This is a genomic window from Bradyrhizobium sp. USDA 4502 (assembly GCF_054063355.1).
Genome location: NZ_JBSSGF010000001.1, coordinates 2,088,431 through 2,113,143, shown reverse-complemented (window position 1 = coordinate 2,113,143; position 24,713 = coordinate 2,088,431). Strand labels below are relative to the sequence as shown.

The following is a 24,713-nucleotide window of genomic DNA, read 5'->3' as shown; positions in this document are numbered from 1 at the left end:
CACACGTAGCGCACACGAAATAAGGAGTGCACACGGCCGTGGCCAGCTTCATTCAGCTGCCTTCCGGGAACTGGCGGGTCCAAGTCCGCCGCAAGAACCGCTACGTGGCAGAGACCTTTCGCCGCCGCAAGGACGGTGAGGACTGGGCGCTCGAAATGGAGCGCAGCATTGATCGCAGCGGGTCCCCCAAGCCGCCCGCTGCCGTCAAGGCTAAAACGTTCGGCGACATCATCGATCTGCATATTGAGGACATGCACGAAGTCGGCCGCCCTCCCCGCCGATCCAAGGCGGCCGTCTTGGAGGCGCTTAAGGAGGATCTCGGATTGACGAAGCTTCCCCGGCTCGATCGTGCACGGCTGATCGAGTACGGCAGGAAGCGAGCGAAGGAAGGTGCCGGCCCTGCCACCCTCGCAATCGATATGTCGTTTATCCGGACCGTCGCGACGCATGCAGCGGCCGTTCATGGCATCGAAGTGTCCGCCGAAGAAGTTCGCCTGGCCCGCTTCGCACTGAAACACCTAGGACCGATCGACATTCATTGCATCCAGATCATTGCGGCAGCGAGATGGATGAAGCCGGTAAAGTTGTCAGATCGCCTGTCATAACGGGTTGCCAGGCGTCGGAAGTGTTTGAGCTGGCAAAAGCAGCGCTCGATGCGGTTGCGCTGTTTGTATGCGTCGGCGTCGTGCGGAATGATGATCCTGCGGGTGCGGTTTGACGGGATCACCGCCGTTGCGCCGATTTCCGCGATGATCGCACGCAGGGCGTTGCTGTCATAGGCCTTGTCGGCGAGCACGGCATCGCCGCTTTGGCCGTGGAGCAGTGCCGGCGCCTGGGTGATGTCATTAACTTGCCCAGCCGTGACGATGAAGCGGAGCGGACGGCCGAGCGCATCAGCCAGCATGTGGATCTTGGTGGTCAGTCCACCTCGGGAACGCCCCAGCGCCTGATCTTTGGCCCCCCTTTTCCGCTCGTCGCCTGCTGGTGGGCGCGAACGATGGTGCTGTCGATCATCAGATACTGGTTGTCGCGATCGGCGGTCAGAGCAGCGAACACGCGCTCCCAGACGCCGGCATGGCACCAGCGGCTGAAGCGCTGATGCACCGTTTTCCACTTGCCGTACCGTTCCGGCAGGTCGCTCCAGTGTGCGCCCGATCGCAAAACCCACAAACATCCGTTGACGAACAGTCGATTGTCCGCAGCCGTACGTCCCGGGTCGCCAGCTTTCCCCGGCAGCAGTGGCGCAATCCTCGCCCATTGCGCTTCCGTCAGCTCATATCGTTTCGCCGCCACCATCTGCTCCGTGTCTCGAATCACGGAACTCTATGAATCAGCGATCAAACCGCTTGGGAATCCTGAATGTCGATCGGTCCTAGGTCTCGTCGGAAAGTCAGATGAGCGAGACCGGCGCCCAACTCAAGATGAGCTCGACGAGCTCATCCAATACTTCGACACCAATCCTCGACAGGTCATCCCGATCGGGCGCATCGTCCGATACGCTGTTGCGACCACGATGAGGCAAGAGGAAATTTGCCGGCCTGACTGGCCGCATGTCGATATGAAGAAGAGAATTCTCACGATCATCGATCGCAAGGATCCGAGAAAGAAAGACGGTAACGATCAGAAAGTCCCACTCCTCAATCTGACCGGCTACGACGCTTGGGAGATTCTGCTCCAACAGCGGATCATCACCCGGGGCCAGGGTCGGGTATTCCCGTACAATCATAGGTCAGTAAGCGCGGCATTCACGCGTCCCTGCGAGGAGTTGAACACATGATCTCCGGCACGAAGGTACCAGCCGTCTTTTCGAAGCAGGACTACCGATCGAAAGGGTCGCTTTGGTCACTGGCCACAAGGACTGGCGAACGCTGCGACGTTACACAAAACTGAAGCCGGAAGAGCTTCACAAGCTGCAGACTGAGCCACAGCCAACTCTGGAAGAATACCTCCGGACGCTAGCTACGGCACAGGCATAGACCAAGACTGTCGTTCGGCTTGCAATATCGACTACGCATAATCGGCGCTTCAAATACCCGCCTAGGGGCTGTTACGCCCGAGGTAATGGAAATTGGTCCCTACTGCTTTGAGATTGGCTCGATCAATGCCAACAAAAATGCCAACACTTGTAAGCCAGTTGGCGACACCAAAAAAATTCTCGGCAAGCCGACTGGACGTCGACCAGCAAGGCTGGTGACGGGTTCGCAAACTAGCCCAAAGTCGCCGGCTCTGGCCGACTAGCCCCGATCTCGAAGCCATGCAGAAGACGTTGGCGAACCTCCATCAGAGTTTTTCTGCAACAAAGGAAGATGCGGTTTCGATACTGACGGCTGCGACGTCTCGAAAAACTGCAGTGTTCCCGAGAGCCGGTCTGACATTTCGGTGTTTTTGGCCTTTTGAGATCACTGCAGAATTTCCCTTGGTCAGAATGGGGGGTCTAAAATCGATCACGGGTGCTGCGACTGCATCGCGCTAGCAGTTTTGGCCGCGCGCACCAACTGAAGGAACTCGGCGCGATAGCCGAAAGGATCGTCGCCGCTGCTCCCGAGGCGATACGCAGCACGTCATCATACCCGAACTGGCCGGTGCGCTTTCCGCCACGTAGAATCTCGCCGAACCGAACGCGGCCACACTGGTTGCAAAGCGGGCACCTAGTGGCGCGTTCTCGAAGCGAGCGTATTCGGATCCGCGATCGACGGGAGTGCCGATCAGCGCGCTTCGATCGGATCGCGGCAGCTTGTAACGGATCTTGACGAAAGCATATCCGGCCGGCGATGGCGAGCCGCTCGCGGCCGGGCCTCACAGGAACAGCACCAGACAGATGCCGTCTAGGGAGACTCTCTCAGTTCAAAGCCGATGCGGGGAAAGTGCGCGACGATATCCCCTGCTCGGTCGCCGCGGAGTGAAACTGCAAGTTCGTCGTCGTCAACGAGCACAAGCGTTCCGGCGATAGCATCCCGTGCGTAGTCGGCGGCTCGAATTTCGACAAGGCTTCCGAGCTCTGGATCTTCTGGCTGCAGCACGGAGGCCCGCGGCGCAGAAGGCGAAGAGGCCCGCGCTATCTCGATTGCTGCGCCCGCGGTCATGGTTTGCGACCGCCCGTGGCCGAACCCTTTCATTCGCAACATCCATTCCCGCAGGCGTTCGAAGCGATCGAATTCGTGAGACAGGCGCGGACTTTGATCCGTCAAGAACCACATCGCATGGAAGATTGCGAGGTCGGCTACAGTCACGTTCGTTCCGCAAATCCATTGGCGTCCGTCAGCGAGCAAATCCTCGATGAAAGGCATTTGCGTTCGGACGAGCGGAGCGGAGCGTGCCGCGGCACGCTCAACCGACTTCACGCTCGGTACGGGTAAGCCCCTCATCCGGGCGCGATCTTCGAACAGCTCGTGCGGCATCAAGTCGTGGTTGGTACCCCACGCATACAGCATAACTGAACGAAAGAGCGGTCCCTCGGCCCACGCCGCGACGGCATTGGCAATACCGGTTTGCCCGGAAGGAAACAGGCTCGGTTGCGGGTACCGCCTTTCAAGCTCCCGAAGAATCAACCGGGTGTCGCAGTAAATGTCCGCACCAATCTGCAGGACGGGCGCCCGGCGATAACCGCCAGTCAAAGCCGTCAGATCCGGCTTCGGTATCACGGGCGGAACGATTACGCTCGACCATTCCAGGGATTTGTAGCCCAGAGCTACGCGAACCTTTTCCGAATAGTTCGAGAAGTCGTAGTGGTGCAGGATCAATCCGGACATAGACACCCTTACCTTACCGCTCCGTGCATCGGAGCAATCCAAGTGTAAGCCGTGTCCTCGGGGCCGCAATGCATTCCGACCCGTTGGAAACGTGACCGGAGCGGATAAGGAGGCGGCCATCGTCGAACCGAACGGGAAGAACCCTCCAGCTTCCTCACCAATGGCGTCCTCCGTTGCTGGCCTCCTCCAGGCATGGCAGGCTGCCGTAATTGGTGATCAGGGGGACACATGAACCGGCTTCAGAAATTCGTTGAGCAAGGAACTGAAGGTCCCGGCCGGACGGCCTACGCCCTGGATCCTGCGAAGCTGCCCCTACCAAACGCAGGCTTCGAATGGCGCGTGGCGAAGGACTTCAGACCCGGCGAAGCCATATTGGCCGATCAACGCCTGAAGCCCCTGTTTCAGCGCGCGCTTGAACATGGCGTCGCGCTGGTGTCGGCAATTGATTGACGAGGAGGTCACGATGGCCGGACGGGCGAGCCCAGCGCCGGCAAATCTGCCCGATCCCAATCGGCATCGTCCGGCTGAATGACGACACGCCGCTCGTAGTGATCGGCCAGCTGCAACAAGCGCTTCTTGATGAAGGGATCAGCTTGCTCGGCAAGCGCCCGCACAGTCCGCGCTCTCTCTTTGCAAAACTCGTCGTCCATGGTGTCCCGCTGAAATTACAGCCGGATAGTGCGAGTCAGGCAGGGTCGCGTGTGAAGCAGATTACATCGCCAAGGGTTTTCAACGCAATTTACGCGCATCCCGGGAGGAGTTCGTCACGCAACGAACGAGACACCAACCCAGTCGCCCTCGCGCCAAACAACGTTGCACGAGTAAGTTTTGCTCGGCGGAACGATAAGCGTGAATTGATCAGGAACGGGGGATGGCGGATCTTCTGCCTTGAGCGCTGCACCACGCTCTGTGACATCGCGCACGACACAGCACAATGACAACTCACGAAATCTGATCAACGCATTGTCCAGCGATGGATTTCGCACAGACTTTCGTCTGTCCGGAAGAGCAATCATGTCCGTGCCCATCAATAACTAATGCAAATAAGATTCATGCTGCGCGAGAAATGTTGCGTTTCTCCTAACGACGAAGTCAGCCAAAGCGCTTCACGCTGTACGCCGATTCGATCGACTTTTCCCTCGGCGGCGCCGCGAACCACTGCGACGGTGCCTGCGAGGAGGATCAGACAGTTTCGTCGCATTTGTTGAAGCGGACTCGCTCGTTGGCGGATCGTCGACTGGGCGAAGCGGCGACCTTCGAACAGCGACCGCTGTCTGAAGGGCACCGAGGAATTGCCGCCCCTCTTCCGTGATCTCCCAACCGTCCGCATCGCGAAGCACAAATCTGGCCGAGAAGATGTTCAGACCAGGTGCTTGTTCGGCCAATCGCTTCATGCGATCGGTCCAATCCTTGCCGCTGTTCATCAGTATTTCGACCGCATGCCGGATTTCGGCGACAGAGGCTCGCCCGGCGGGCTGACCGGCCAGCACTTTCAAGACGGTCAGCTGGAAGGACAACTTCCACGTCTCCGGTGAGGCTGGATGTAAAGTCTCGGCGAGACCGGTTAACCGCCGATCAAAGATTGCAATTACCGAATGCCTAATGGGCGCAATGGATCGGGCACGACCTGAAGGTGTAATGACGTCGCGAGATTAACCTGAACTAGAATGGCTTGGTTCGAGCAGCGAGGTTCCAGATTTAACCTTTCCGCCCGACATCAAGCTTAACCGGCGAGTTCGATTGCTTCGATCAAGAAACGATCAGAGATTGAAGCACCGGATTTTGCCCTCCATCCGGATCCACCATGGCGAAGCCGTCACGTCAGGATATTCGGCGCGTCGGCTTCGTCTACACGGACGATCGACATGATTGAAGAAGTCGAATGACGAAGCCGGACTGGATGTCGCTTTGGCACGTATGGACCATAATCATCCCGCGGAGAACAATCAGCAGCGAGTTGGCCTGGGGACGCGTCTGGCGACGGTTCGACGGGCGATCCTGGATATACAAGCGCTTCGCCGAGCTGGAGGCCGAACTAGCACTACTTTGGCAGATTGTTGATTTTGCCGCGTTTTATAGGATTCCCGAATCAATTTTTCAATGATTCATGGGTGGTCGGCTCTTGGAGGGCTGACCATGCCGAGATGGGAAGACGAACTCGAACGCTGGCTAATGCCGTTCTTGGACCGGCTGGGTCATAAGACCCGGCAGCGGATGTGTCCTCTGTATGTTGCGGGATTGATCGGTCCGGGCGATCGCAAGAGCGTTCAGCCGATGGCGGAACGCCTTGCCACGAGCAACTACGACCAGTTGCACCATTTCATTGCGGACGGTGTCTGGGATGCGACGCCGCTGGAGACGGAGCTGCTCAACCAGGCGGACCGACTTGTCGGCGGCAGGGATGCGATGCTGGTTATCGATGACACCTCACTTCCCAAGAAGGGTGAGCGATCGGTCGGTGTTGCGGCTCAATACGCGTCGGCTCTCGGTAAAACCGCAAATTGCCAAACGCTGGTGTCTTTAACGCTTGCACGCGGCGAAGTGCCAGTGATGGTCGCGTTACGTCTCTTTCTGCCTGACAGCTGGACAAGCGACATGTCTCGTTTGAAGCGCGCTCGCGTGCCAGTCGAACACCGAACGCCACGGTCCAAGCCGGAGATCGCTTTGGCCGAGATTGACCGCGCGATGGCAGCCAACATGCGCTTTGGATGTGTGCTGGCGGATGCAGGATACGGCCTCAGCGCACCGTTTCGACAAGGGCTAACAGAGCGCGGGCTGACCTGGGCTGTCGGTATCCCTCGGCACCAGAAAGTGTATCCGGTCGATGTGAAGCTCATTTGGCCGATCACCAAAGTCCGTGGCAAACCACGAAAGCACCACGTGCCCGATATCTTATCGATTGCGGCCGAACAAATGCTGGCCAGCGCCAAATGGAAAACCCTGAGTTGGCGTAGCGGGACGAAAGGTCGGCTCAAAGCTCGATTTGCTGCTCTCCGTGTCCGCACCGCCGACGGCCCTCCGCAGCGAATATGGGATAAAGGTCAGCAGCATCTCCCAGGCGACGAAGCCTGGCTCATTGGTGAGCAACGTGCCTCCGGGGAGAAGAAATACTATCTCGCCAATCTTCCGGCGGCGACGGATCTGCGCACGCTGGCCGCCACCATCAAGGCACGGTGGATTTGTGAGCAGGCGCATCAACAGCTGAAGGAGGAGCTTGGACTTGATCACTTCGAAGGGCGGTCATGGCAAGGTCTTCATCGCCACGCCTTGATGACAATGATTGCCTACGCCTTCCTGCAACATCGTCGCCTCGCATACGCGGGGCGGAAAAAAAAGAATCAACGGGCCTCCGCCTCAGCCAACCATGCCAGCCGTACGTCACGCCATCGTCGATCTCATCCTTCGGCCGCCGCCTCAGCAGTGCCCATATTGCCGAAAGGAAATCCCTGAAAAACAGCGGCGAAAACACAATCTGCCAAAGTAGTGCTAGAGCACTGACCCCGCGGCTATTCCTTTAACGTACGGATCTGCGATCCATCAGTAGCTCCTCCCGGTGGGGCAATGTCGACACTCAATGACCCAGGCTTGTCCGGCGCGGGGAAACCACCCCGGTCAAAGCCAGCGCGAGCCGACGTCAGCATCGACGAGATCTCCGGCAGGTCGTGGGAGCGCGCGTATCGGCGTCCTGTCCAATTCGGCTGGCGACGATCGACTGCTTTCGCATCATTGGCATGCACACGATCAAGGCCATGATACCGCGCGGTATCCGCTGACCCAACACGGCCGGCCGCTCGAGTTCGCCGACGCGTGTATCAGCGCCGACGTCTTGGTGCTAGATTCGTCAACGGCAGGGAGCACCTGCTGCCTGCTTCTTACTGAACAGGAGAACGAAATGGCTGAAAGCGTTTACAAGGTCATTGAACTGGTCGGTACTAGCAAAGACTCCTGGGAAAAAGCCGCCGCCAATGCGGTCGAGCAAGCTGCAAAATCTCTCCGAGACCTTCGTGTTGCAGAGGTCGTCAAACTCGATATGCAACTGGACGATAAGGGAAAAGTAGAGGCCTATCGCGCCAAGCTCAGCGTGTCGTTCAAGTTCGAAGGCACCTGAGCCTGAGTACCTCGCCCCGCTCGCGGGGCGAGGTTGGCTCGTTGTAGAAAGGCGCACATCCATTTTCCTTGCGCGCCGCTGCTGCCATTACCCAGAGCACTTGTTTCGAGATTGCTTACCGTCTGGCTGACGACAGAGTATGTTAAGACTGCGCTCGCCCAAGCTAGTACCGAGCCCAATTCTCAGAATCAACCGTCAAGACCTGCTGCTCATATTATAGCGATCCTGATTTTTTCTTTCCTCTCTTGAATTCCGAATCGCTCGCGAGAAGCGCCTCAAGCATAAATGGTATCAGCTCGGAAACCTCCTCCCGACTGCCATAAGTCTCGGCATAGAAATCAGCGTACTCTCGTAGCCGTTGCGCAAGTACCGGAGTAAACACAATGGTGATCTTCACGGGACTGCGGTCAGGCAATTTCGCAAGCTTCATCCCTCACCTGCCCTTCGCAACTGTCTCAACGTCCTGATAAGGCTTCAGCACCAGATCCTTCGAAACAATCACCCGTAGCGGCCAACCCGGCCGCACCGTGATTGTCGGCTGCACATCGAGCTCCCGCTCCACCAGCCGCTGTCCCGCTCGATTGGTCGTTTGCTGCGTGCTCTCCCGCAACGCCTTGACAAGATCGCTCTCATCGTTGCCGATCGAAAGTTGGGTCCCGACCCCGATCAAAGTCGCCAGGGCCACGCCCTTGAGCAACTGCCAGGTGTGGAAGTCCACCTCGTCCTCAAGGCCGGCGTAGCCTGCGACGTCGGTCGCCGGAAGGCTCTCGATCACGATCGAATTGCCGTTCGGCAGGATCAGCCGTGTCCAGACGACCAGTGCACGCTTCTGGCCGAACGCCACGACGCTATCGTACTTGCCCACGAGCCGCGTCCCCTGCGAAAAGCGAGTTGGGTGGTCCGTCCAGTTCTATTTCGTCTTTTCCGAATAATGTGATCGGAGATACCGACGCGCCGGTTCCACGGAGAAGTCCATGCGGAGCGGCGGCCATCTACGCGCACCGCAAAACTATCCACAGGCACTGCGGTGCCTGGACTGGTCCGATCGGCTAGACTGGCGAACTTTCGACCCAATGATCGTCCGCCACACGACATGACCGTTCAACCGCCCCTCGCCGAGATCGCCGGTATGCTGGAACAGTCACCCGACTACCGGGTGCTGCGCCGGCTGGTTCCTCGCTCCGACTTTACGCCGAGCGACGGGCAATCGACCAAGACCGCGGTCCTGCTCGACGTCGAGACCACCGGCCTCGATCCGGCCCGCGACGAGATCATCGAGCTCGGGATGGTCAAGTTCACCTATCTTCCGGACGGGAGGATCGGACGGGTCATAGATACTTTCAGCTGCTTCAACCAGCCGTCGATCGCCGTTCCCACGGAGATCACGGCGCTGACCGGCATCACCGACGAGATGGTCGAAGGCCATGCTCTCGATGAGGCGCGCATCAACGAATTCGCCTCCGATGCGGTCGTGGTTATCGCCCACAATGCGGGTTTCGACCGCAAATTCATGGAGCGCTACGCGGCACTCTTCGCGCTCAAGGCCTGGGCCTGCTCGGTCAGCGAGGTCGAATGGCGCGGCCATGGGTTCGAGGGTTCGCGGTTGTCCTACCTCCTGATGAAGGCCGGACTGTTTCATGAGGCGCACCGAGCGGTCGACGATTGCCTGGCCTGCTGGAGATCCTCGCGATCAACCTGCCCCGGCTCGATCGCACCGTGCTCTCCATGCTGCTCGAGCGTGCGCGCCGCAAGACAATCAGGATCTGGGCCGAGCGGTCCCCCTTCGAGCTCAAGGACGCGCTCAAGCGGCGGGGCTATCGCTGGAGCGATGGCGCCGACGGCCGGCCGCGGTCGTGGTACATCGATGTCGACGAGAGCAATCAGAATATCGAAATCGAATACCTGCAGAAAACGATCTATCAGGCGGAAGTTGATATCCAGATCCAGATACTGACTGCGTTCGACCGCTTTTCAGTGAGAAGCTGACCTGCGAATGGATGCCGTCGCGGCGCTTTTTTACGCCCAACCAATGTTGCAACTAGCGACGAGCCAGGACGACCCCAAGCAGAAATGCGGCTGCAATGGATTGAAGCGGAGCCACCTTCGTCGCTTTGCTCAAATGATGCAGCCACCGCTCCTGCTGCGGTTGAGGTTCGAACACGTTGTCTTCAGCCATACGACGGATCGCTTCTGATGCCTGATTTATTCGCTGTTCTGGCGTAGCGGTCGGCGCCATGGAAAATTCGTCAGCCATGTAAGCTTCCTTGCGCCTGTACGCGACGCTCGTACGTGATCCACGCACCAACAGGCTTTTTGCCTGAGCATCAACGTCCACCGCACGCTGACTGTTCCTAAGCGTCCTGGGGCTGCAATAGCCAGCCGCCAACCTGCTCTCCTCATTACGGCTTCGCCTCAGATTTCCTCCACCAGGATTTCTAGTGCTGCGGCGCGCTACTACTTTTGCCCCACACCGCGTCTCGGCGGAGACGGGAGCTCATCGCCCACTTTTCAAAGTCCAGTAGTTGCCGCTGCGATGGGTTCTGGTTTGTGATGCCGAAGTTGGGGCCGTCCGTAACTTGGGAAAGCGGACGGCCCCTGCCGGCCAGTTCCAATTGCCCCTGCCTCAAACAGAAGCGATAGCCGACCAGTCGGGAACGTAAATGAGACTGCCTTGGTTTCGCACTGCAAGGCGGCCATTCGCTTTCATCTGATCCATTTGAGCTAGGATCGCTCGCCTGGGGCCGGAGGAGAGTGGAGCCCGGCGCTTCAGCTCTCTCTCTACCGGGCCAATACTTCGCTTTGGTTGCGATCCAGCGCTCGGCGTCGGCTTCCGTATCGAAATCTCCGATGTGGGAATCGGGCCCATTGCCGGTCTTGACGGCGACAAACCAGCGACCGTCCTTTGTCTTCGCGGGCTGAAAATGAGGCGTCTTGATCGTCATGCCGCTCACTATGAGATGTTGACGTCCAACATTCTACACACTGCGACTGCGCCGGACGCTTAGCCCATTTGGAGCATGTGAATGACCCATACGGTCTATCAAGATCGCGAATCGTATTGCTAAAAACGAAGTGTCCGTATTCGCACGGATACAACGGGCGTGTTTTGAGGATCATGATCGTTCCCTCGGCAAATAGCGCATGGGGACGTTCGCTAAGCCAACAATGTCCAGGCAAGAGATCGAAGCGCTCGCATGCAAATGTGACGCTTGCGGGCGTCATATGACGTTGTTGGCCGAGCTGCCCTCTGTCGGCAAGTACGAAGCGGTCCATGTGTTTCGTTGCTATGGCTGCAATTCAGTGAAGTCGGAGCAAGAGGCACGGCGCTCAGTGTGTACTTGACCGACTGCTTGTCGATTGGCGTTCTCCAGGCGCGACTTTTCTCGATCCTGCCTTCAGATGCGCAACAATCTGCGACCGCGTTGGACGTTCTCCTCTACCTGGTTAAGCGACCGGTGATCTGCAGTCCGAAAGACAAAGACCAGTACAGCCGGATCGTTGCCGTCTGCAAGGTAGGCGATCCTGGCCCCGACATGGCCCCGCGGCGCTGGAGCGAGCCCGAGCGATGGCCGCGCAAAGGAACGCATTCCGTATAATCGTGGAGCCGTGATCGGAGAGCGGTGACGGTGGGTCGAGCCTGCTCTATTGGAACGTCAGAACCCTGCGGCGGTTTTGTCTGGAAACAGGGTTGGAACCGCGGACGTGGCAGACGAACTCGAATATTCGGCGCACCGACTAGTGGTCATCGAACAGCCTGGTGGCGGTTTCCTGGTCGAGATCACGCCTCTCGGGGGCGGTCAAACCGTCAGGACGATGACCTATCAGAGTACGCAGGAAGCGATTGCTGCCGCGAAGAGGACCATCGACAAGCATCCCCAAGACAGGCGATCTATCAATCCGACCCGCTCTTGAAGCGGCTCCCGGCTCATTGAGAGCGACGCTCTTACAACTCGCGAACCCGGTCGATCTCCATTTGAGGCGGGTGAGAGTTTCGTCCCTGGTTTCAGCGACGCTCACAGCATCTCGCCGATCTGTAAAAGTAGTCGATGTAGATGTCGATGCGGCTGCGGATTACAAACCTCTGCTCGGAATGAACAAACGCAACCATCACGCCGCAATACGCGCCCCGCAACTGCTCGGGGGCGGCTGGCGTATTTGAATAAAACGGGAGACCGCCGCCTTTGGCTATCTTGCGCGAGCGCTGGCTTTCACGACAGCGGGTCTTTACTAAGACCTTTGGCTATCCGCGACATGCGCCGGTTTGTTCACCAGCGAGCGGCGGTCTCATTGGCCAATTAACGTCCTGGCGAGGCATCTCGTTCCCCAATTTTGATCGCAAATGGAATGAGGAGTCTAGGGCGCACAGAGCCGCAGCAAAGCATTGATCTTGCAGAGTGACGGGCTCCGCCGGCGCGGGTAGGAAATCGCTCGCGCTCGGGAACCAATTCCAAAAGTGTACTGTTGATTGATGGGGCCGATGCAAGGACCATCGCCATGAGGATCGATCATCTCGCTGCAATTGCGATAGCTGTTTGTATCGCTGGTGCCGGATTGCCGCCCGCATGCGAAGCGACAATGTCTCGTTTTTGGACTTCCATTTGCTCCCGATTCGCAGGGCTCTGAAACCTCGATTGACGTTCAGGAAATCTCGACAGGCCGAGATTCTTCCGTTTCGCGCGGCGACGATCGATGCCGCAGCTAACTCAATTATGCGCGCGGCGGCGACGCTAGAGCAGTCCCCCTCTCGAGGCCGATTGACCAAGCATTAAGCAGGTGTTCGAAACAAGCCTCCCCGTCGCGACAATCAACACGTCGTGGGTCCAAAGAGTCATTGTCTTCCCGCAGCTTCCCGAAGGGCACTGCGAGAGCAGCGAAGCGGTAAGCAAGCGAAGTGCGCTTGGCAGCCGCCGGAGTGACGGTGCGGCGATTACTCTTGGAATTATCTGGCGCGATAATTGCGCGCGGGCGCTGTCGCGTTGACTGTCGTCGGATTCTTCTTGACCTCCCGGTGCGCACGCAACCTCCTAACCAATTGAAAAACCTAAGTTCTCGTTCTAACCACTGCCGACCAAGTTGAGCAAATTTCAACAGGACGGCGCCAGCGAGCGGCACCATAGGCAAAGCACTGGGGCCCGCTCACTGCCCGAGCAAAGGGCTGACGATGGATAATGATCAATCGCTGACGCCTTCTGTCAGATGTTGCCATACGCAGCGGAATCTGCTTCGACAGCGATCATTGGTTGCACGAGCCGGCAGGCCAATATTTCGAGATGGAGCTTGCGGTAAGCATGAAGGCGGTGCGGTCAACCCTGCGTTCCGGTGACCGGTCTGGCCCGAGGCCGGCGGCGCGCCGGCCGAAAGTCCCATCCACCAGCCGAGGGCGCAAGGCCGAGCCTGAAAAAACCTCTGCGATCGCAACCCCTAAATCCGAGCGGTCGCGAGACCTCATCCTGCATTCCGCGGCCCAGCTGTTTCGCCGACAGGGATTTTCAGCCACCACCCTGCGCCAGATCGCAGCCAGGGCCAAGATCAAGGCCGGTAGCATTTACTACCATTTCGACTCCAAGGAGCAGATTCTCGACGAAGTGCTGGACCGCGGCCTCCGCCACGTGTTCGAGACCGTGAAGAACTCGGTCGAACGTGCCGGAAAGGTATCGCACCGGCGCAAGATTGGTCTTGCAATCGAAGCCCATCTCGTCGCGCTCCTCGAGACGAGTGACTTCACCTCAGCCAACATTCGAATCTACGGGCAACTGCCGGAGCAACTGAAGAAGCCGCACCGGCCGCTGCGGCGCGCATACGCAGAATATTGGGACCAGCTCTTCATCGACGCGCGGCGCGCCGGCGAGATTCGCGCCGACATGGAGGTGGTACCATTGCGCATGTTCGTGATTGGCGCTCTCAACTGGACGATCGAATGGTTCAGGCTGGAAAACAGGGATGCCGTGCTCGAACTAGCCCGTCGCACGGAGACGCTGATCTTCGAAGGCGTCAACAAGCCCTGATCGCAATCTATCGGCCCTGCCAGACCGGCTTTCGCTTCTCTGCGAACGCCTTCGGCCCTTGGATCGCATCGAGACTGGCATAGACCTCTTTATGCAGCCGCTCCGCCTCAACGAGGCCCTGTGCAAGCCCCAGGTCCATTGCGGCAAGCACGCTTGCCTTGGCCGCCTTGACCGACAGTGGTGCGCCCTCGACGATCTTCCGCGCCAATTCAAGCGCCCGTTCGCGCACAGCCTCTGGCGTGTCCTCAAGCGAGTTCAGGAACCCCTGCTCCGCGAGCCGTTCGATCGCGATCGTCTCGCCCGTCAGAACCATCTCCATCAGCAGCGGCTGCGGCACCATCCAAAGCATCGGCACCGCCCACGGGGACCCGCGCCCCATCTTGACCTCGGTTATTCCCGCACGGGTGCCGCGCAGCCCGATCCTCAAGTCACACTTCAGCGCAAGCATCATCCCGCCGGCCATCAAAGATCCCGTCATGGCAGCAATGATGGGCTTGGAGACCTTCTGCATCGCGTGCTGCATGGGATCCCGCATCAGCGTCAGGATATCCACCCCGTCCCTCGCCCGGATTTCTGCGGCCTGCTTCAGATCCAACCCTGCGCAGAATACCCCGCAATCTGTTGAGGTGAGGATGATCGCGCGGACGGAGGCGTCGGCTTCGACCCTGTCCCAGGCGTCGGTCAGGCCGTTCATCGCCTCGACCGAGAGCGCGTTCTTGCGTTCGGGACGGTCGATGGTGACGGTCGCGATGCCCTCTTCGACCGAATAGCTGACTTGCTCTTTTTCAACCACGATATCTTCTTCCTTGAATTCTAACATTTGTTAGAATACATCGCCGCACGCCAGATGCAAGAACATGGCGCAGCTCTTGAGGCAGGAGGAAGCAAGATGGCGTATCTCTGGACGCCCCCCGCGGAACTGGTGGAGAAGAGCAACCTGAGCGCGTTTCTTCGCGCCACGGGGCAGCCGAACTATGACACGCTGGCGGCCAAGGCCGACATCGATCCAGCCTGGCTCGCGCAGGAAGTGTTCGGGTTCTGTGACGTTCGCTTCTATCGCAAGCCCGAGAAGATCCTTGATCTTGCACAGGGCGAACCGTGGGCGCGCTGGTGCGTTGGCGGGACCACGAACATCGTCCTCAATTGCATCGACAAGCACCGCGGAACTGAAGTCTGGGACAAGACATTCCTGGTCTGGGAAGGCGAAGACAGACGCGAGCAGCGGCGACTGAGCTACGCCGAGTTCGCATCCGCTGTCGAACGGCTAGCATCGGGCCTGCGCAAGCTCGGAATCGGCAAGGGCGACGTCGTCGCGATTTACATGCCCAACCTGCCCGAAACCTTCATGGCTTTCTTTGCAATCCTGAAGATCGGGGCGATCGTGATGCCCCTGTTCTCCGGCTTCGGTCCCGACCCGATCAGGGCGCGGCTCAACCATGGTGAGGCGAAGGCCGTCATCACCGCGAACGGTACCTGGCGTCGAGGCGCGCCGGCTCCGCTGAAATCGGTTCTCGACGAGGCACTGGAGACCGCACCAACCGTCCAGCACGTGATCGTGGCAAACCGCGGCGGGCTCGGCGTCGACACCCCCATCCAGGTGGGACGCGACCACTGGTGGGATGAGATCGCCAAGGAGGAAGCAAATCTTCCGACCGTCGAGATGGACGCGGAAGATCCCGCCATCCTTCTTTACACGTCGGGTACGACCGGCGAACCAAAGGGCTGCGTGTGGACGCATATCAGCTTCATTGGCTCAATGGTGACGCGGGATATGATCATCTGCGGCGACTTCAAGCCAACGGACCTGTTTTTCTTCTTCAGCGACATGGGATGGATGGTAGGCGCGATGTGCGCCTGCATTCCAAGCTTCGCTGGCGGCAGACTCCTCGTGGCCGAGGGGACGCCCGATTATCCCGATACGGGACGCTTCTGGCGCCTGATCGCCGATCACAAGGTCACCTATCTCGGTGTTTCACCGACCATCGTGCGCGGCATGATGCGCCATGGCGAGGAGGTCGAACGGTACGATCTCTCGAGTCTGCGAATGACTGCTTCAGGCGGCGAGGCCTGGACGGAGACACCGTGGCGATGGTTCTTCGAACACGTCTGCAAGTCAAAGATCCCAATCATCAATATCTCCGGCGGAACGGAAGTCGGCGGCTGCATCTTTACCGGCACCCCGAACCATCCAATGAACCCATGTTCGTTCTCCCGGCCGGCCCTCGGAGTCGGCGCGGATATCGTCGACATGGCGGGTAACCCTGTCCCCGACGGCGAGGTCGGCGAATTGGTGCTGCGTCATGCATCGATCGGGCTCACCAAGAGCCTTTGGAAGGGCGACCAGCGCTATCTCGAGAGCTACTGGAATACGATTCCGGGAATCTGGGTGCATGGCGACTTTGCCATGCGCGGCAAGGACGGTCTCTACTACATTCTTGGCCGCTCGGACGACACCCTCAAGATTTCGGGCAAGCGCGTCGGTCCGGCAGAGCTCGAGGGCGTGCTGACCGCAACCGGCAAGGTCGCGGAAGCTGCCGTCTTCAGCGTCCCGCATCCAGTCAAAGGTTCCGCTATCGTTTGTGCTTGCGTGCCGAGCCCTGGTGCGAAAGACCTCCGCGCGCTGTCGGAAGAGCTTGCCCAGGCCCTGGTGCACGGAATGGGCACCTCGTACCGCCCGGAAAGGGTATTGTTGGTCGATGACCTGCCGAAGACGCGCAACATGAAGATCATGCGCCGCGTGCTTCGCGCAGTCTTCGAAGACAAGGACCCCGGCGATCTGTCGGCGCTCGCCAACCCCGAGGCGATCGACCATATCCGTCAGAAGCTCAAGGGATAGCTGTCGGCCCGGATTGGCCCGGTCCAGGCGACGTCGCATGGCGTGAAGCCAGACATCAAGGCAACCACTCAGGTCGGTTGCCTTGACGGGGATCAGACGATCCTAGATCGGGCAGTCCTTGGGGAAAGCTGGCTTGCGCTTCTCAAGGTGCGAGGCCAGGCCTTCGCGGGCTTCATTGCCGGCAAAGCCGAGGATTTCGAGGGCGGTTGACGTGTCGAACAGCGGTCCGTTGACGCGAAGCCAGTTGTTCAACGCATATTTGGTCCAGCGGATCGCACTCTGTGCACCGGTGGCGAGATCCTGCGCCGTTTCCAATGCGATGCCTTGCAGCTCCGCATCTTCGACGCACAGCGAAACCAGGCCGATCCGCTCGGCTTCCTCACCCGACAGCGGCTTGCACGTGAGCAGATAGTACTTTGCCTTCGCCAGTCCGCAGAGCAGCGGCCAGATGATACAGGCGACGTCGCCAGCGGCGACACCGAGCCGGGTGTGGCCGTCCACGATCCGCGCCGATTTGCCACAGATCGACACGTCGGCAAGGATCCCGACGACGAGGCCGGCGCCCACGGCGACGCCGTTGATCGCCGAGATGATTGGCTTGTTGCAGTTGATGACGTTGTAGACGAGATCCTTGGCCTCTTTCCAGGTCGCCATCCGCGCGGCCGGATTGTCGAGCAGTGACTTGATCAACTCGAAATCGCCGCCGGCCGAGAATGCCTTGCCCGCCCCCGTGACAATCACCGCGCTGATGTCGGGATCGCTGTCGATGTCTCTCCAGATGTGAGTGAGCTGTGTATGGGTCTCGGCGTCGACGGAGTTATAGGTCTCCGGTCGGTCGAAAGTGATCCGAAGGATCCTTTCGGCCGGATAGTCGAGCTTCAACCTCGTGTAGGCCGCGTACCGATTGGACATATTGATCTTCCCGCTTTTGGCGCCTAAGAAGCGCTACCAATTATTTCTAACAGATGTTAGAATTTGTAGTCGGCCGGCGCAAGCACTGGCTCGAAACAAGAAGGTCGAAAGACAGCGCTCGAGGAAACGTTGATGGAAACCGGGCTCAGTATCCAGACAGGCGGCGGATCCGGCATCGGAACCGTCGGTGCACTGTTCGAGGCCTGCGCGGAGCTTCATGCCAACAGGCCTGCGATCGAATACCGCGGCCGGCACGTGACTTATGGGGAGTTGCGCGACCGGGTCCGTCGGTTGACCGTCCTGCTTGCCGCGCGGGGCCTGCAACGCGGCGACCGGCTTGGCCTGCTGTCGCGCAACCGTCCCGAATATCTCGAGATCGAGTTGGCGGCCGCCAATCTCGGGATCATCACGGCTTGCCTTAACTGGCGGTTGTCGGAGCGCGAGCTCTCCTATTGCATCGAACTGGTGTCGCCCAAGCTGCTGCTGGTCGAGGGAGACCTCGCGGCAAGCCTTCTGCCGGCCGCCAAGGCGAATACAGTCCTGGAGATCGGACCTCAATACGAAAGCGAACTCGCGCGAGCGGACGGGCGGGCACCCCCGTCTGTCGCCCAACCGGAAGATGGGCTCGTCATTCTCTACACCAGCGGAACGACCGGCCTGCCGAAAGGTGCCGTGATTTCGCACCGCGCGATGGTCATGCGGGCGTTGGTGTTCTCCTCCGAACTCGGTATCGCTCCGCACGACACATTCGTCGCATGGGCCCCCTTGTTCCACATGGCCTCGACCGATCATGCGCTCGCCACCCTGCTGCGCGGCGGAATTGTCGTTGTGATCGACGGCTTCCAGCTTGAACCGCTGCTGACGGCCGTTTCCCAACACGACATCGGCTGGCTGGTCCTCATTCCCGGCATGGTAGAGGCTCTTATCGATGGTCTGAAAGGGCAACGCATCAAGGTGAAGGGAGTGCGGGTGTGCGGAGCCATGGCGGATCTGGTCGCCCCGCACGCCATTGCCGAGGTCACCGAAATGCTCGGCGCCCCCTATCTCAACAGCTTCGGCTCGACCGAGACCGGCCTGCCGCCGGCGCGACGCGCGCGCTGATTGCGCCAGGCGATGTGCCGGCCAGCCTGTCCAAGCGGCAAAATGCGTTCTGCCAGATCAAGCTGGTGGACACCTCCGACAACGAGGTCGCGCTCGGCGAGCCCGGCGAGTTGGCCATCCGCAGCCCGACACTATTCTCCGGCTATTGGCGCGCGGACGAGACTAACACGCGCGACTTCCGCGGCGGCTGGTTTCACATGGGCGACGTGTTCAGGCGCAACACCGACGGATCGCTCGATTTCGTCGACCGCGCCAAATACCTGATCAAGTCGGGCGGCGAGAATATCTATCCCGCCGAAATCGAACGCGTCCTGCTAGGCGACGATCGGATCGCGGAAGTCGCAGTCGTCCGCGCTGCTGACCCAAGGTGGGGAGAGGCCCCCGTCGCCTTTGTCGCTTGCCGCGAAGGGGCCGCAATGACGGTAGCCGAGCTCACCGAACTGTGCCGCCGCGAGCTGGCGAGCTACAAGCGGCCGCGCGAATTCCGTTTCATTGCCTTTGGTGAATTCCCTCGCTCGACAAGTGGCAAGGTCCAGCGCCACGAACTCGAGCGCCTGCTGAAAGCCTCCACATGAGCGACACCAGCCTGAGAGGAAAGGTTGCCGTCATCGGCATCGGATTGTCGGCGGTCGGCAAGGTACCAGGCCGCAGTCCACTCTCGCTTGCGGCAGAGGCCGCGGCAAACGCACTCGCCGACGCCGGGCTCGCCAAGAGCCAGGTGGATGGCGTGCTGTCGAGCCATGCCTTCGCTTCCCCGTTCCATCGCTTCAGCGTTGCCTTCAGCGAATATTTTGGAATGCGTCCGACCTTCTCAAACACGTTGCAGGTGTCCGGCGCCACGGCGGCGACGATGTTCAGCATTGGTGCGGCCGCCGTTCACGGCGGACTCGCCAAGGTGGTGCTGCTGGTCGCTGCCGACAGCCTGATGACGGGGCTGACGCCGGATCTGGCGCTGCGTTCGCTCACAGAAAGCCGGGATCAGCAATACGAGATGCCGTTCGGCATTCCGGTTGCCAACACCTTCGCAATGACCGCACACCGACATATGAGGGAGTTCGGCACCACGCCCGAGCAGCTGGCGGAGGTCGCCGTCGTGCACAGGCGTCACGCGGCGCGGACCCCCGGCGCGCAGCAGACGACGCCGATCACCGCAGCGGACGTGCTGAATTCGCCTATGGTCACCACGCCCTATCACAAGCTCGACTGTTCGCTGATCTCGGACGGCGGCGCGGCATTTGTCCTCACGTCGGCCGAACATGCGAAGGCTCTCGGAATCGAGAAGCCGATTGTCGTCCTCGGTTGCGGCGAATGCTACACCCACGAGCACATCTTCCTGATGCCGTCCCTGACCACGACCGGTGCTGTCGAATCCAGCCGGAGAGCCTATGCAATGGCCGGCTACCAGCCGCGCGATATGGATGTCGCCGGCATCTATGACTGCTTCACGGGCACCGTGGTGATGATGCTTGAGGACCTCGGCTTCTGCCGGAAGGGTGAAGGCGGCCCGTTCGTCGCCGACGGACAAATGAGCTACGGCGGCCAAATACCCTCCAACACCCATGGCGGCCTGCTGTCATTCGCGCATTCCGGAATGCCTGGCGCCCTGTTTCACTTCCATGAGGTGATCGCGCAGCTGCGCGGCCAATGCGGCGAGCGGCAGGTCGACGGCGCCGCGCTCGGGCTGGTGCACAGCCTCGGAGCGGGATTCGCCACCAATGCCACGACCATTCTGGGCACTGAGGGAACGCTGTGATGGCATCCGAAAATTCCACTCGAAAGCCCCTGCCCGCGCCGGATGCCGATACGACCGCATTCTGGCGTGGCTTGCGCCAAGGCAAGCTCCTGTTGCAGCACTGCCGCCGATGCCGCAACGTGCAGTACTACCAGCAAACCACATGTCGCGAATGCGGCGGCGATGAGCTCGTGCACAGGCCCGCGACCGGCCGCGGCAAAGTGCACTCCTTCAGCGTGGTCTACCGGGCTCCCGGCCCCGCATTCAAGGCGGATGTCCCCTATGCCGTGTTGCTCGTCGAACTCGACGAAGGGCCACGCATGATCAGCACCCTGACGGGGAGCGATCCGGCGGACGTCACCTTCGACATGGAGGTCGAGCTCGCATTCGACCAGGTCTCTGACGACATAACTCTGCCGCGCTTCCGGAAAGCCTGAGGGATTCGCATGAGTTCTGCTTGCATCCGCGTGCGATCAATTCTAACAATTGTTAGAATTTTGCAGCACCTCGATTTTGTGGCGCTCGCACCGCCGACCCACCGGTCGATTTACACCAGCGGCAGGTCCCCGACGGGCTCGCCGCGCAGCCGCCAGGACCACCCGCAATGGCAATCATGAAATCGGACGTCGTCACCTCGACCGAGGACTACGCCCGCAACCGCAGCGCCTACGCCGAACGCGTTGCGGATCTCAGGCGGCGCCGGACCGCGGCAGCACTGGGCGGTCCGGAACGGGCACGCAAGCTTCACAAGGAACGCGATCAGCTGCTGCCGCGCGAGCGAATCGCGGCGCTGATCGATCCCGGATCACCGTTCCTCGAATTCTGTCAGTTGGCCGGCGACGGCCTGTACGAAGGCGTGCCGCCCGGCGGCAGCATCATTACCGGCGTTGGAATGATCTCCGATCGTCCCTGCATGATCATCGCCAACGAGCCCACCGTAAAGGGCGGCACCTATTACGGTATCACCTGCAAGAAGCATGTTCGTGCGCAGCGCTTCGCCTGGCAGCACCGCCTGCCCTGCGTGACCCTGGTCCAATCCGGCGGCGCCAACCTGCCCGACCAGCCCAATATCTTCCCTGACGATGGCCAGTTTGGCTCGATCTTCTACAACCAGGTCAGGATGTCGGCTGAAGGCATCCCGCAAATTGCGGTGGTGCACGGTCCCTCCACCGCGGGTGGCGCCTACATTCCCGCGTTGAGCGATGAGACCGTCATCATCAGAAACCAGGGCGCCATGTTCCTCGGCGGGCCGCAGCTGGTCTATGCGGCGACCCGCGAAGAGGTCGGCATCGAGGCACTCGGCGGCGGCGAGATGCATAGCCGAGTGAGCGGTGTCACTGACCATCTCGCCGAGAACGACGCCCATGCAATTGCCATCACGCGCGAGATCGTCGCCAGTCTCGGCGAGATTCCCCGGCAAACCCGGACCGTCGCCCGGGTGCGCGAGCCACACTTCGACCCCAACGAAATCTACGGCCTGATCAGTTCGGATCCGCGCATTCCCACCAATAATCGCGATGTCCTTGCGCGTCTCGTCGACGGCAGTGAATTCCATGAGTTCAAGCCGCTCTATGGCGATACGCTGGTGACTGGCTTTGCGCGAATCATGGGCTTCGAGATCGGCATTCTCTGCAACAACGGCGTGCTGTTCTCCGAAAGCGCGCTGAAAGCGACGCACTTTATCGAGCTGTGCTGCAAGCGCGACATCCCGCTGCTGTTCATGGCGGATGTCACGGGATTCATGGTTGGCCGTGAAGCCGAGGAAGGCGGCATCACCAAGAACGGCGCAAAAATGATTACGGCAATGGCAAGCGCCAATGTCCCGAAATACACGCTCATCATGGGTAATGCCTACGGCGCGGGCTACCTCGCGATGTGCGGCCGGGCGTTCCGGCCAAATGCCATGATGATGTGGCCAAATGCCCGTTCCGCCATCATGGGTCCCGACCAGGCCGCAACCACGCTCGCGATGGTTCGCGACGAGGTCCACAAACGCGAGGGAACGAGTTGGACGGACGCTGAGCGCGAGGCCTACATGGCGCCGACCCGGCGAACGTTCGAGGATTTCGCCAATGCCTACAATTTCGCCCGCAACACCTGGTGCGACATGGTGATCGATCCGCTCGAAACCCGCAGCGTGATGGCGCTGTTGCTTGACCTCGCCGGGCGCGTCCCGCGTCCGCACACCGATTTCGGCGTGTTCCGGATGTAATCGCAGGGGACCCGCCATGTTCAGGAAAATTCTGATCGCCAATCGAGGCGAAATCGCCTGCCGGATCGCCCGCACCTGCCAACGCCTCGGTGTTGCGGTCTCCACCGTGCACTCCACCGCGGATGCCGACGCGTTGCACGTCAGGGCGATCGGTGAATCCATCGGGATCGGCGGCGCACCGGCCTCGGAAAGCTATCTGCGGATCGATGCCGTCATCGCCGCCGCGAAAACCACCGGCGCGGAGGCGATCCATCCTGGCTTCGGCTTCCTGGCGGAAAACACCGACTTTGCCCGCGCGGTCGAAGCAGCCGGTCTGGTGTTCATCGGACCGACGCCGGAAACCATCGAGCGACTTGGCGACAAGGCGTCGGCGAAGCGGGAGGCTGTCGCCGCCGGCGTCCCCACGGTACCCGGCAGCGACGCTCCGAGCGAGGATCGCCTCGAAGTCGAACGTATCGTCCGCAGGCTCGAACTGCCGGTCATGCTCAAGGCCGCGGCCGGCGGCGGTGGCAAGGGTATGCGGGCGATCTCGACCTACGACGGGCTTGGCGACGAAATCGAGTCCGCGATGCGTGAGGCAAGGAATGCTTTCGGCGACGCAGGGCTGATCGTCGAAAAACTGATCCTGCAAGGCAGGCACATCGAGGTGCAAATCGCAGGTGACGGCGACGGCAACGTGATCCACCTGTTCGAACGTGAATGCACGCTGCAGCGTCGCCACCAGAAGCTGATCGAGGAAGCGCCAGCCGCCAACCTGGCTTCCGCCTTACGCCAGCGTATCCTCGACGACGCCGTCCGGCTCGGACGCAGGCTCAGATATCGTGGCGTCGGCACGGTCGAATTCATCGTCACCGGCACCGACTACTATTTCCTGGAGGTCAATCCCCGGCTCCAGGTCGAGCATCCCGTAACCGAAATGGTTACCGGCATCGACATCGTCGAGGCTATGCTCCGCATCGCCGCTGGCGAAGGCCTGCCTATGAAGCAGGGCGAAGTGTTGTGCCAGGGTCACGCGATCGAGGCGCGCATCTGCGCCGAAGATCCGAATGACAGCTTCATGCCATCCACTGGAGAGCTCGCCCATGTCAGGTTCCCGTCCAGCGGCATTCGGGTCGAGACTGGCGTCGAAAGCGGGTCGATCGTTACGCCCTATTACGATTCGATGCTCGCCAAGCTGATTGCTCATGCCGCCTCCCGCGATCAGGCGCTCGACCAACTTGATCGCGCGCTCGGCGAAACCTCGATCTTCGGTGTTGTCACCAACCGGGATTTTCTCCGTCGATTGATCGCCTTGCCCGCGACCCGCGCCGCGACTTTTCATACCCGTCTGATCGACGAACGGATCGATGCGCTTGCGGCCACCGCTGGCGACGTTGACCCGGAGGCGCTGGCGGTTGGTGCGTATTTCTGGATGAAGCGGCAGCGCGCTGCCGCTTCCGGCAATCTCTGGCAGTCCAGCAGCCTGACCGGCTGGCAGATGGCGGCCGCCGATGACGGCTTGTCACCGATCCCCATTCTCCACCTCGAGACCGCAGGCGACAGCGCGGAGATCCGCTTTGCACCCTTGCAGCCAGACGGCTCGATGCTGATCGGCGTGGACGATGCCAGGATTCGGGTGCAGCTTTCGCCGCTTGCCGATGACATGTTCGCTGCCGCAGTCAACGCGCGCTGCGAGACGGTGCGGATCACCCAGAAAGACCATGCGATCTTCGTGCACGATCCGCGTCGCGCCCATACCATGACCGCGATCCCCTACCTCAGATACATCAGCGCCAGCGCCGAGATCAGCGGCGAACTGCGCGCGCCGATGACCGGCGTCGTGTTGAAGATCAACGTCAAGGTCGGCAGCCGCGTGAAGGCAGGCGATCCGATCGTCGTCATGGAATCCATGAAGATGGAATTGCGCATCGCCAGCGAGGTGGACGGTGTGGTGACCGCCGTCCACTTCAAACCCGGCGATACCGTCGAGCGAAACGCCGTCGTCGCCATCGTCGAGCCCGAACTCATCCCGCAGTAGCCGCCTTATGAACGATCAGGACAGCATATGTTGCGATTAGG

General features: G+C 60.3%; 26 protein-coding genes and 3 pseudogenes. 18 read left to right on the top strand and 11 right to left on the bottom strand.

The features are described from left to right. The first annotated feature begins 38 nt into the window (after window positions 1-38). On the top strand, window positions 39-605 hold the full coding sequence (locus ACVW1B_RS09385; protein ID WP_456821563.1) for a hypothetical protein: 567 nt from the start codon (window positions 39-41) through the stop codon (window positions 603-605). Here ACVW1B_RS09385 and ACVW1B_RS09380 read toward each other — a convergent pair. After that, window positions 536-1,296, bottom strand: a pseudogene (locus ACVW1B_RS09380) (IS5 family transposase). The gene ACVW1B_RS09385 and the pseudogene ACVW1B_RS09380 sit on opposite strands and share 70 nt — an antisense overlap. Before the next feature lie 7 nt (window positions 1,297-1,303). On the opposite strand from ACVW1B_RS09380, the gene ACVW1B_RS09375 reads away from it, so the two are divergent. Both ACVW1B_RS09375 and ACVW1B_RS09370 read left to right on the top strand, forming a co-directional pair. Then, window positions 1,304-1,777, top strand: coding sequence for a tyrosine-type recombinase/integrase (locus ACVW1B_RS09375; protein WP_456821562.1), 474 nt, complete (start codon window positions 1,304-1,306; stop codon window positions 1,775-1,777). A 46-nt stretch (window positions 1,778-1,823) separates the two neighbouring features. Then, a complete protein-coding gene (locus ACVW1B_RS09370) occupies window positions 1,824-1,976 on the top strand; it encodes a hypothetical protein (RefSeq protein ID WP_456823020.1) in 153 nt (50 codons plus the stop codon). A 493-nt stretch (window positions 1,977-2,469) separates the two neighbouring features. On the opposite strand, the gene ACVW1B_RS09365 is transcribed toward ACVW1B_RS09370, so the two are convergent. Both ACVW1B_RS09365 and ACVW1B_RS09360 read right to left on the bottom strand, forming a co-directional pair. Further along, a complete protein-coding gene (locus ACVW1B_RS09365; RefSeq protein WP_456823019.1) occupies window positions 2,470-2,706 on the bottom strand; it encodes a hypothetical protein in 237 nt (78 codons plus the stop codon). 119 nt (window positions 2,707-2,825) lie between these two features. Then, window positions 2,826-3,749, bottom strand: coding sequence for a glutathione S-transferase family protein (locus tag ACVW1B_RS09360; RefSeq protein WP_456821561.1), 924 nt, complete (start codon window positions 3,747-3,749; stop codon window positions 2,826-2,828). Window positions 3,750-3,977: 228 nt separating this feature from the next. On the opposite strand from ACVW1B_RS09360, the gene ACVW1B_RS09355 reads away from it, so the two are divergent. Continuing rightward, window positions 3,978-4,199 carry a hypothetical protein gene (locus ACVW1B_RS09355; RefSeq protein ID WP_456780888.1) on the top strand — a complete coding sequence of 74 codons (222 nt, stop codon included), beginning with the start codon at window positions 3,978-3,980 and terminating at the stop codon, window positions 4,197-4,199. A gap of 8 nt (window positions 4,200-4,207) precedes the next feature. Here the strand turns inward: ACVW1B_RS09355 and ACVW1B_RS09350 are convergent, their stop codons facing one another. Together ACVW1B_RS09350 and ACVW1B_RS09345 are read right to left on the bottom strand one after the other, a co-directional pair. After that, window positions 4,208-4,399 carry a hypothetical protein gene (locus ACVW1B_RS09350; RefSeq protein WP_253609201.1) on the bottom strand — a complete coding sequence of 64 codons (192 nt, stop codon included), beginning with the start codon at window positions 4,397-4,399 and terminating at the stop codon, window positions 4,208-4,210. A gap of 114 nt (window positions 4,400-4,513) precedes the next feature. Next, window positions 4,514-4,765, bottom strand: a complete 252-nt coding sequence (locus ACVW1B_RS09345; RefSeq protein ID WP_375167295.1) for a PilZ domain-containing protein — start codon at window positions 4,763-4,765, stop codon at window positions 4,514-4,516. A gap of 866 nt (window positions 4,766-5,631) precedes the next feature. Here ACVW1B_RS09345 and ACVW1B_RS09340 point away from each other — a divergent pair. The 3 genes from ACVW1B_RS09340 to ACVW1B_RS09330 all read left to right on the top strand — a co-directional run bounded on the left by ACVW1B_RS09340 (window position 5,632) and on the right by ACVW1B_RS09330 (window position 7,857). Then, window positions 5,632-5,853, top strand: a complete 222-nt coding sequence (locus tag ACVW1B_RS09340; RefSeq protein WP_456780889.1) for a hypothetical protein — start codon at window positions 5,632-5,634, stop codon at window positions 5,851-5,853. Next, window positions 5,850-7,199, top strand: coding sequence for an IS701 family transposase (locus ACVW1B_RS09335; RefSeq protein WP_225648232.1), 1,350 nt, complete (start codon window positions 5,850-5,852; stop codon window positions 7,197-7,199). Before ACVW1B_RS09340 ends, ACVW1B_RS09335 begins: the two co-directional genes overlap by 4 nt. A 442-nt stretch (window positions 7,200-7,641) precedes the next feature. Beyond that, a complete protein-coding gene (locus ACVW1B_RS09330; RefSeq protein ID WP_253609203.1) occupies window positions 7,642-7,857 on the top strand; it encodes a dodecin family protein in 216 nt (71 codons plus the stop codon). Window positions 7,858-8,071: 214 nt separating this feature from the next. Here the strand turns inward: ACVW1B_RS09330 and ACVW1B_RS09325 are convergent, their stop codons facing one another. Together ACVW1B_RS09325 and ACVW1B_RS09320 are read right to left on the bottom strand one after the other, a co-directional pair. Further along, window positions 8,072-8,287: a DUF2274 domain-containing protein gene (locus tag ACVW1B_RS09325; RefSeq protein ID WP_212022616.1), complete on the bottom strand. Its 216-nt coding sequence runs from the start codon at window positions 8,285-8,287 to the stop codon at window positions 8,072-8,074. Between the two features lie 3 nt (window positions 8,288-8,290). After that, window positions 8,291-8,728, bottom strand: a pseudogene (locus ACVW1B_RS09320) (TrbI/VirB10 family protein); the annotation flags it as partial. Between the two features lie 222 nt (window positions 8,729-8,950). Here ACVW1B_RS09320 and ACVW1B_RS09315 point away from each other — a divergent pair. Both ACVW1B_RS09315 and ACVW1B_RS09310 read left to right on the top strand, forming a co-directional pair. Continuing rightward, window positions 8,951-9,472: pseudogene (locus ACVW1B_RS09315) on the top strand (3'-5' exonuclease); the annotation flags it as partial. A 47-nt stretch (window positions 9,473-9,519) separates the two neighbouring features. Then, window positions 9,520-9,843 (top strand): hypothetical protein, encoded by a 324-nt coding sequence (locus tag ACVW1B_RS09310; RefSeq protein WP_456781986.1) that lies wholly within the window; start codon window positions 9,520-9,522, stop codon window positions 9,841-9,843. Between the two features lie 52 nt (window positions 9,844-9,895). Here ACVW1B_RS09310 and ACVW1B_RS09305 read toward each other — a convergent pair whose 3' ends face one another. Both ACVW1B_RS09305 and ACVW1B_RS09300 read right to left on the bottom strand, forming a co-directional pair. Continuing rightward, window positions 9,896-10,111, bottom strand: a complete 216-nt coding sequence (locus ACVW1B_RS09305) for a hypothetical protein (protein WP_253609206.1) — start codon at window positions 10,109-10,111, stop codon at window positions 9,896-9,898. Window positions 10,112-10,292: 181 nt separating this feature from the next. Beyond that, window positions 10,293-10,799, bottom strand: a complete 507-nt coding sequence (locus ACVW1B_RS09300; RefSeq protein WP_253609207.1) for a hypothetical protein — start codon at window positions 10,797-10,799, stop codon at window positions 10,293-10,295. A 760-nt stretch (window positions 10,800-11,559) separates the two neighbouring features. Here ACVW1B_RS09300 and ACVW1B_RS09295 point away from each other — a divergent pair. Together ACVW1B_RS09295 and ACVW1B_RS09290 are read left to right on the top strand one after the other, a co-directional pair. Beyond that, the gene (locus ACVW1B_RS09295; RefSeq protein ID WP_253609208.1) at window positions 11,560-11,769 is read left to right on the top strand and encodes a hypothetical protein; all 210 of its coding nucleotides are present in this window, start codon (window positions 11,560-11,562) and stop codon (window positions 11,767-11,769) included. A 1,328-nt stretch (window positions 11,770-13,097) separates the two neighbouring features. Beyond that, entirely contained in the window at window positions 13,098-13,862 is a 765-nt protein-coding gene (locus ACVW1B_RS09290; protein WP_253636042.1) for a TetR/AcrR family transcriptional regulator, read from the top strand. Window positions 13,863-13,869: 7 nt separating this feature from the next. Here the strand turns inward: ACVW1B_RS09290 and ACVW1B_RS09285 are convergent, their stop codons facing one another. Beyond that, a complete protein-coding gene (locus tag ACVW1B_RS09285; RefSeq protein ID WP_253609210.1) occupies window positions 13,870-14,682 on the bottom strand; it encodes an enoyl-CoA hydratase/isomerase family protein in 813 nt (270 codons plus the stop codon). 69 nt (window positions 14,683-14,751) lie between these two features. Here ACVW1B_RS09285 and ACVW1B_RS09280 point away from each other — a divergent pair, with 69 nt between their 5' ends. Beyond that, window positions 14,752-16,698 carry an AMP-binding protein gene (locus ACVW1B_RS09280; RefSeq protein WP_456780891.1) on the top strand — a complete coding sequence of 649 codons (1,947 nt, stop codon included), beginning with the start codon at window positions 14,752-14,754 and terminating at the stop codon, window positions 16,696-16,698. Between the two features lie 102 nt (window positions 16,699-16,800). Here the strand turns inward: ACVW1B_RS09280 and ACVW1B_RS09275 are convergent, their stop codons facing one another. Beyond that, entirely contained in the window at window positions 16,801-17,610 is an 810-nt protein-coding gene (locus tag ACVW1B_RS09275) for an enoyl-CoA hydratase/isomerase family protein (RefSeq protein WP_057017228.1), read from the bottom strand. Between the two features lie 132 nt (window positions 17,611-17,742). On the opposite strand from ACVW1B_RS09275, the gene ACVW1B_RS09270 reads away from it, so the two are divergent. The 6 genes from ACVW1B_RS09270 (at window position 17,743) to ACVW1B_RS09245 (ending at window position 24,672) form a co-directional block, all read left to right on the top strand. Further along, window positions 17,743-18,711 (top strand): class I adenylate-forming enzyme family protein, encoded by a 969-nt coding sequence (locus tag ACVW1B_RS09270; protein ID WP_456821560.1) that lies wholly within the window; start codon window positions 17,743-17,745, stop codon window positions 18,709-18,711. 14 nt (window positions 18,712-18,725) lie between these two features. After that, window positions 18,726-19,286, top strand: a complete 561-nt coding sequence (locus tag ACVW1B_RS09265) for a class I adenylate-forming enzyme family protein (RefSeq protein ID WP_456821559.1) — start codon at window positions 18,726-18,728, stop codon at window positions 19,284-19,286. Then, window positions 19,283-20,464, top strand: a complete 1,182-nt coding sequence (locus ACVW1B_RS09260) for a thiolase C-terminal domain-containing protein (RefSeq protein WP_253609213.1) — start codon at window positions 19,283-19,285, stop codon at window positions 20,462-20,464. Before ACVW1B_RS09265 ends, ACVW1B_RS09260 begins: the two co-directional genes overlap by 4 nt. Then, the gene (locus ACVW1B_RS09255; RefSeq protein WP_253609214.1) at window positions 20,464-20,880 is read left to right on the top strand and encodes a Zn-ribbon domain-containing OB-fold protein; all 417 of its coding nucleotides are present in this window, start codon (window positions 20,464-20,466) and stop codon (window positions 20,878-20,880) included. Before ACVW1B_RS09260 ends, ACVW1B_RS09255 begins: the two co-directional genes overlap by 1 nt. Window positions 20,881-21,047: 167 nt before the next feature. Beyond that, entirely contained in the window at window positions 21,048-22,655 is a 1,608-nt protein-coding gene (locus ACVW1B_RS09250; RefSeq protein WP_253609215.1) for a carboxyl transferase domain-containing protein, read from the top strand. A 16-nt stretch (window positions 22,656-22,671) separates the two neighbouring features. Then, window positions 22,672-24,672, top strand: a complete 2,001-nt coding sequence (locus ACVW1B_RS09245) for an acetyl/propionyl/methylcrotonyl-CoA carboxylase subunit alpha (protein WP_456821558.1) — start codon at window positions 22,672-22,674, stop codon at window positions 24,670-24,672. Window positions 24,673-24,713: the final 41 nt, after the last annotated feature.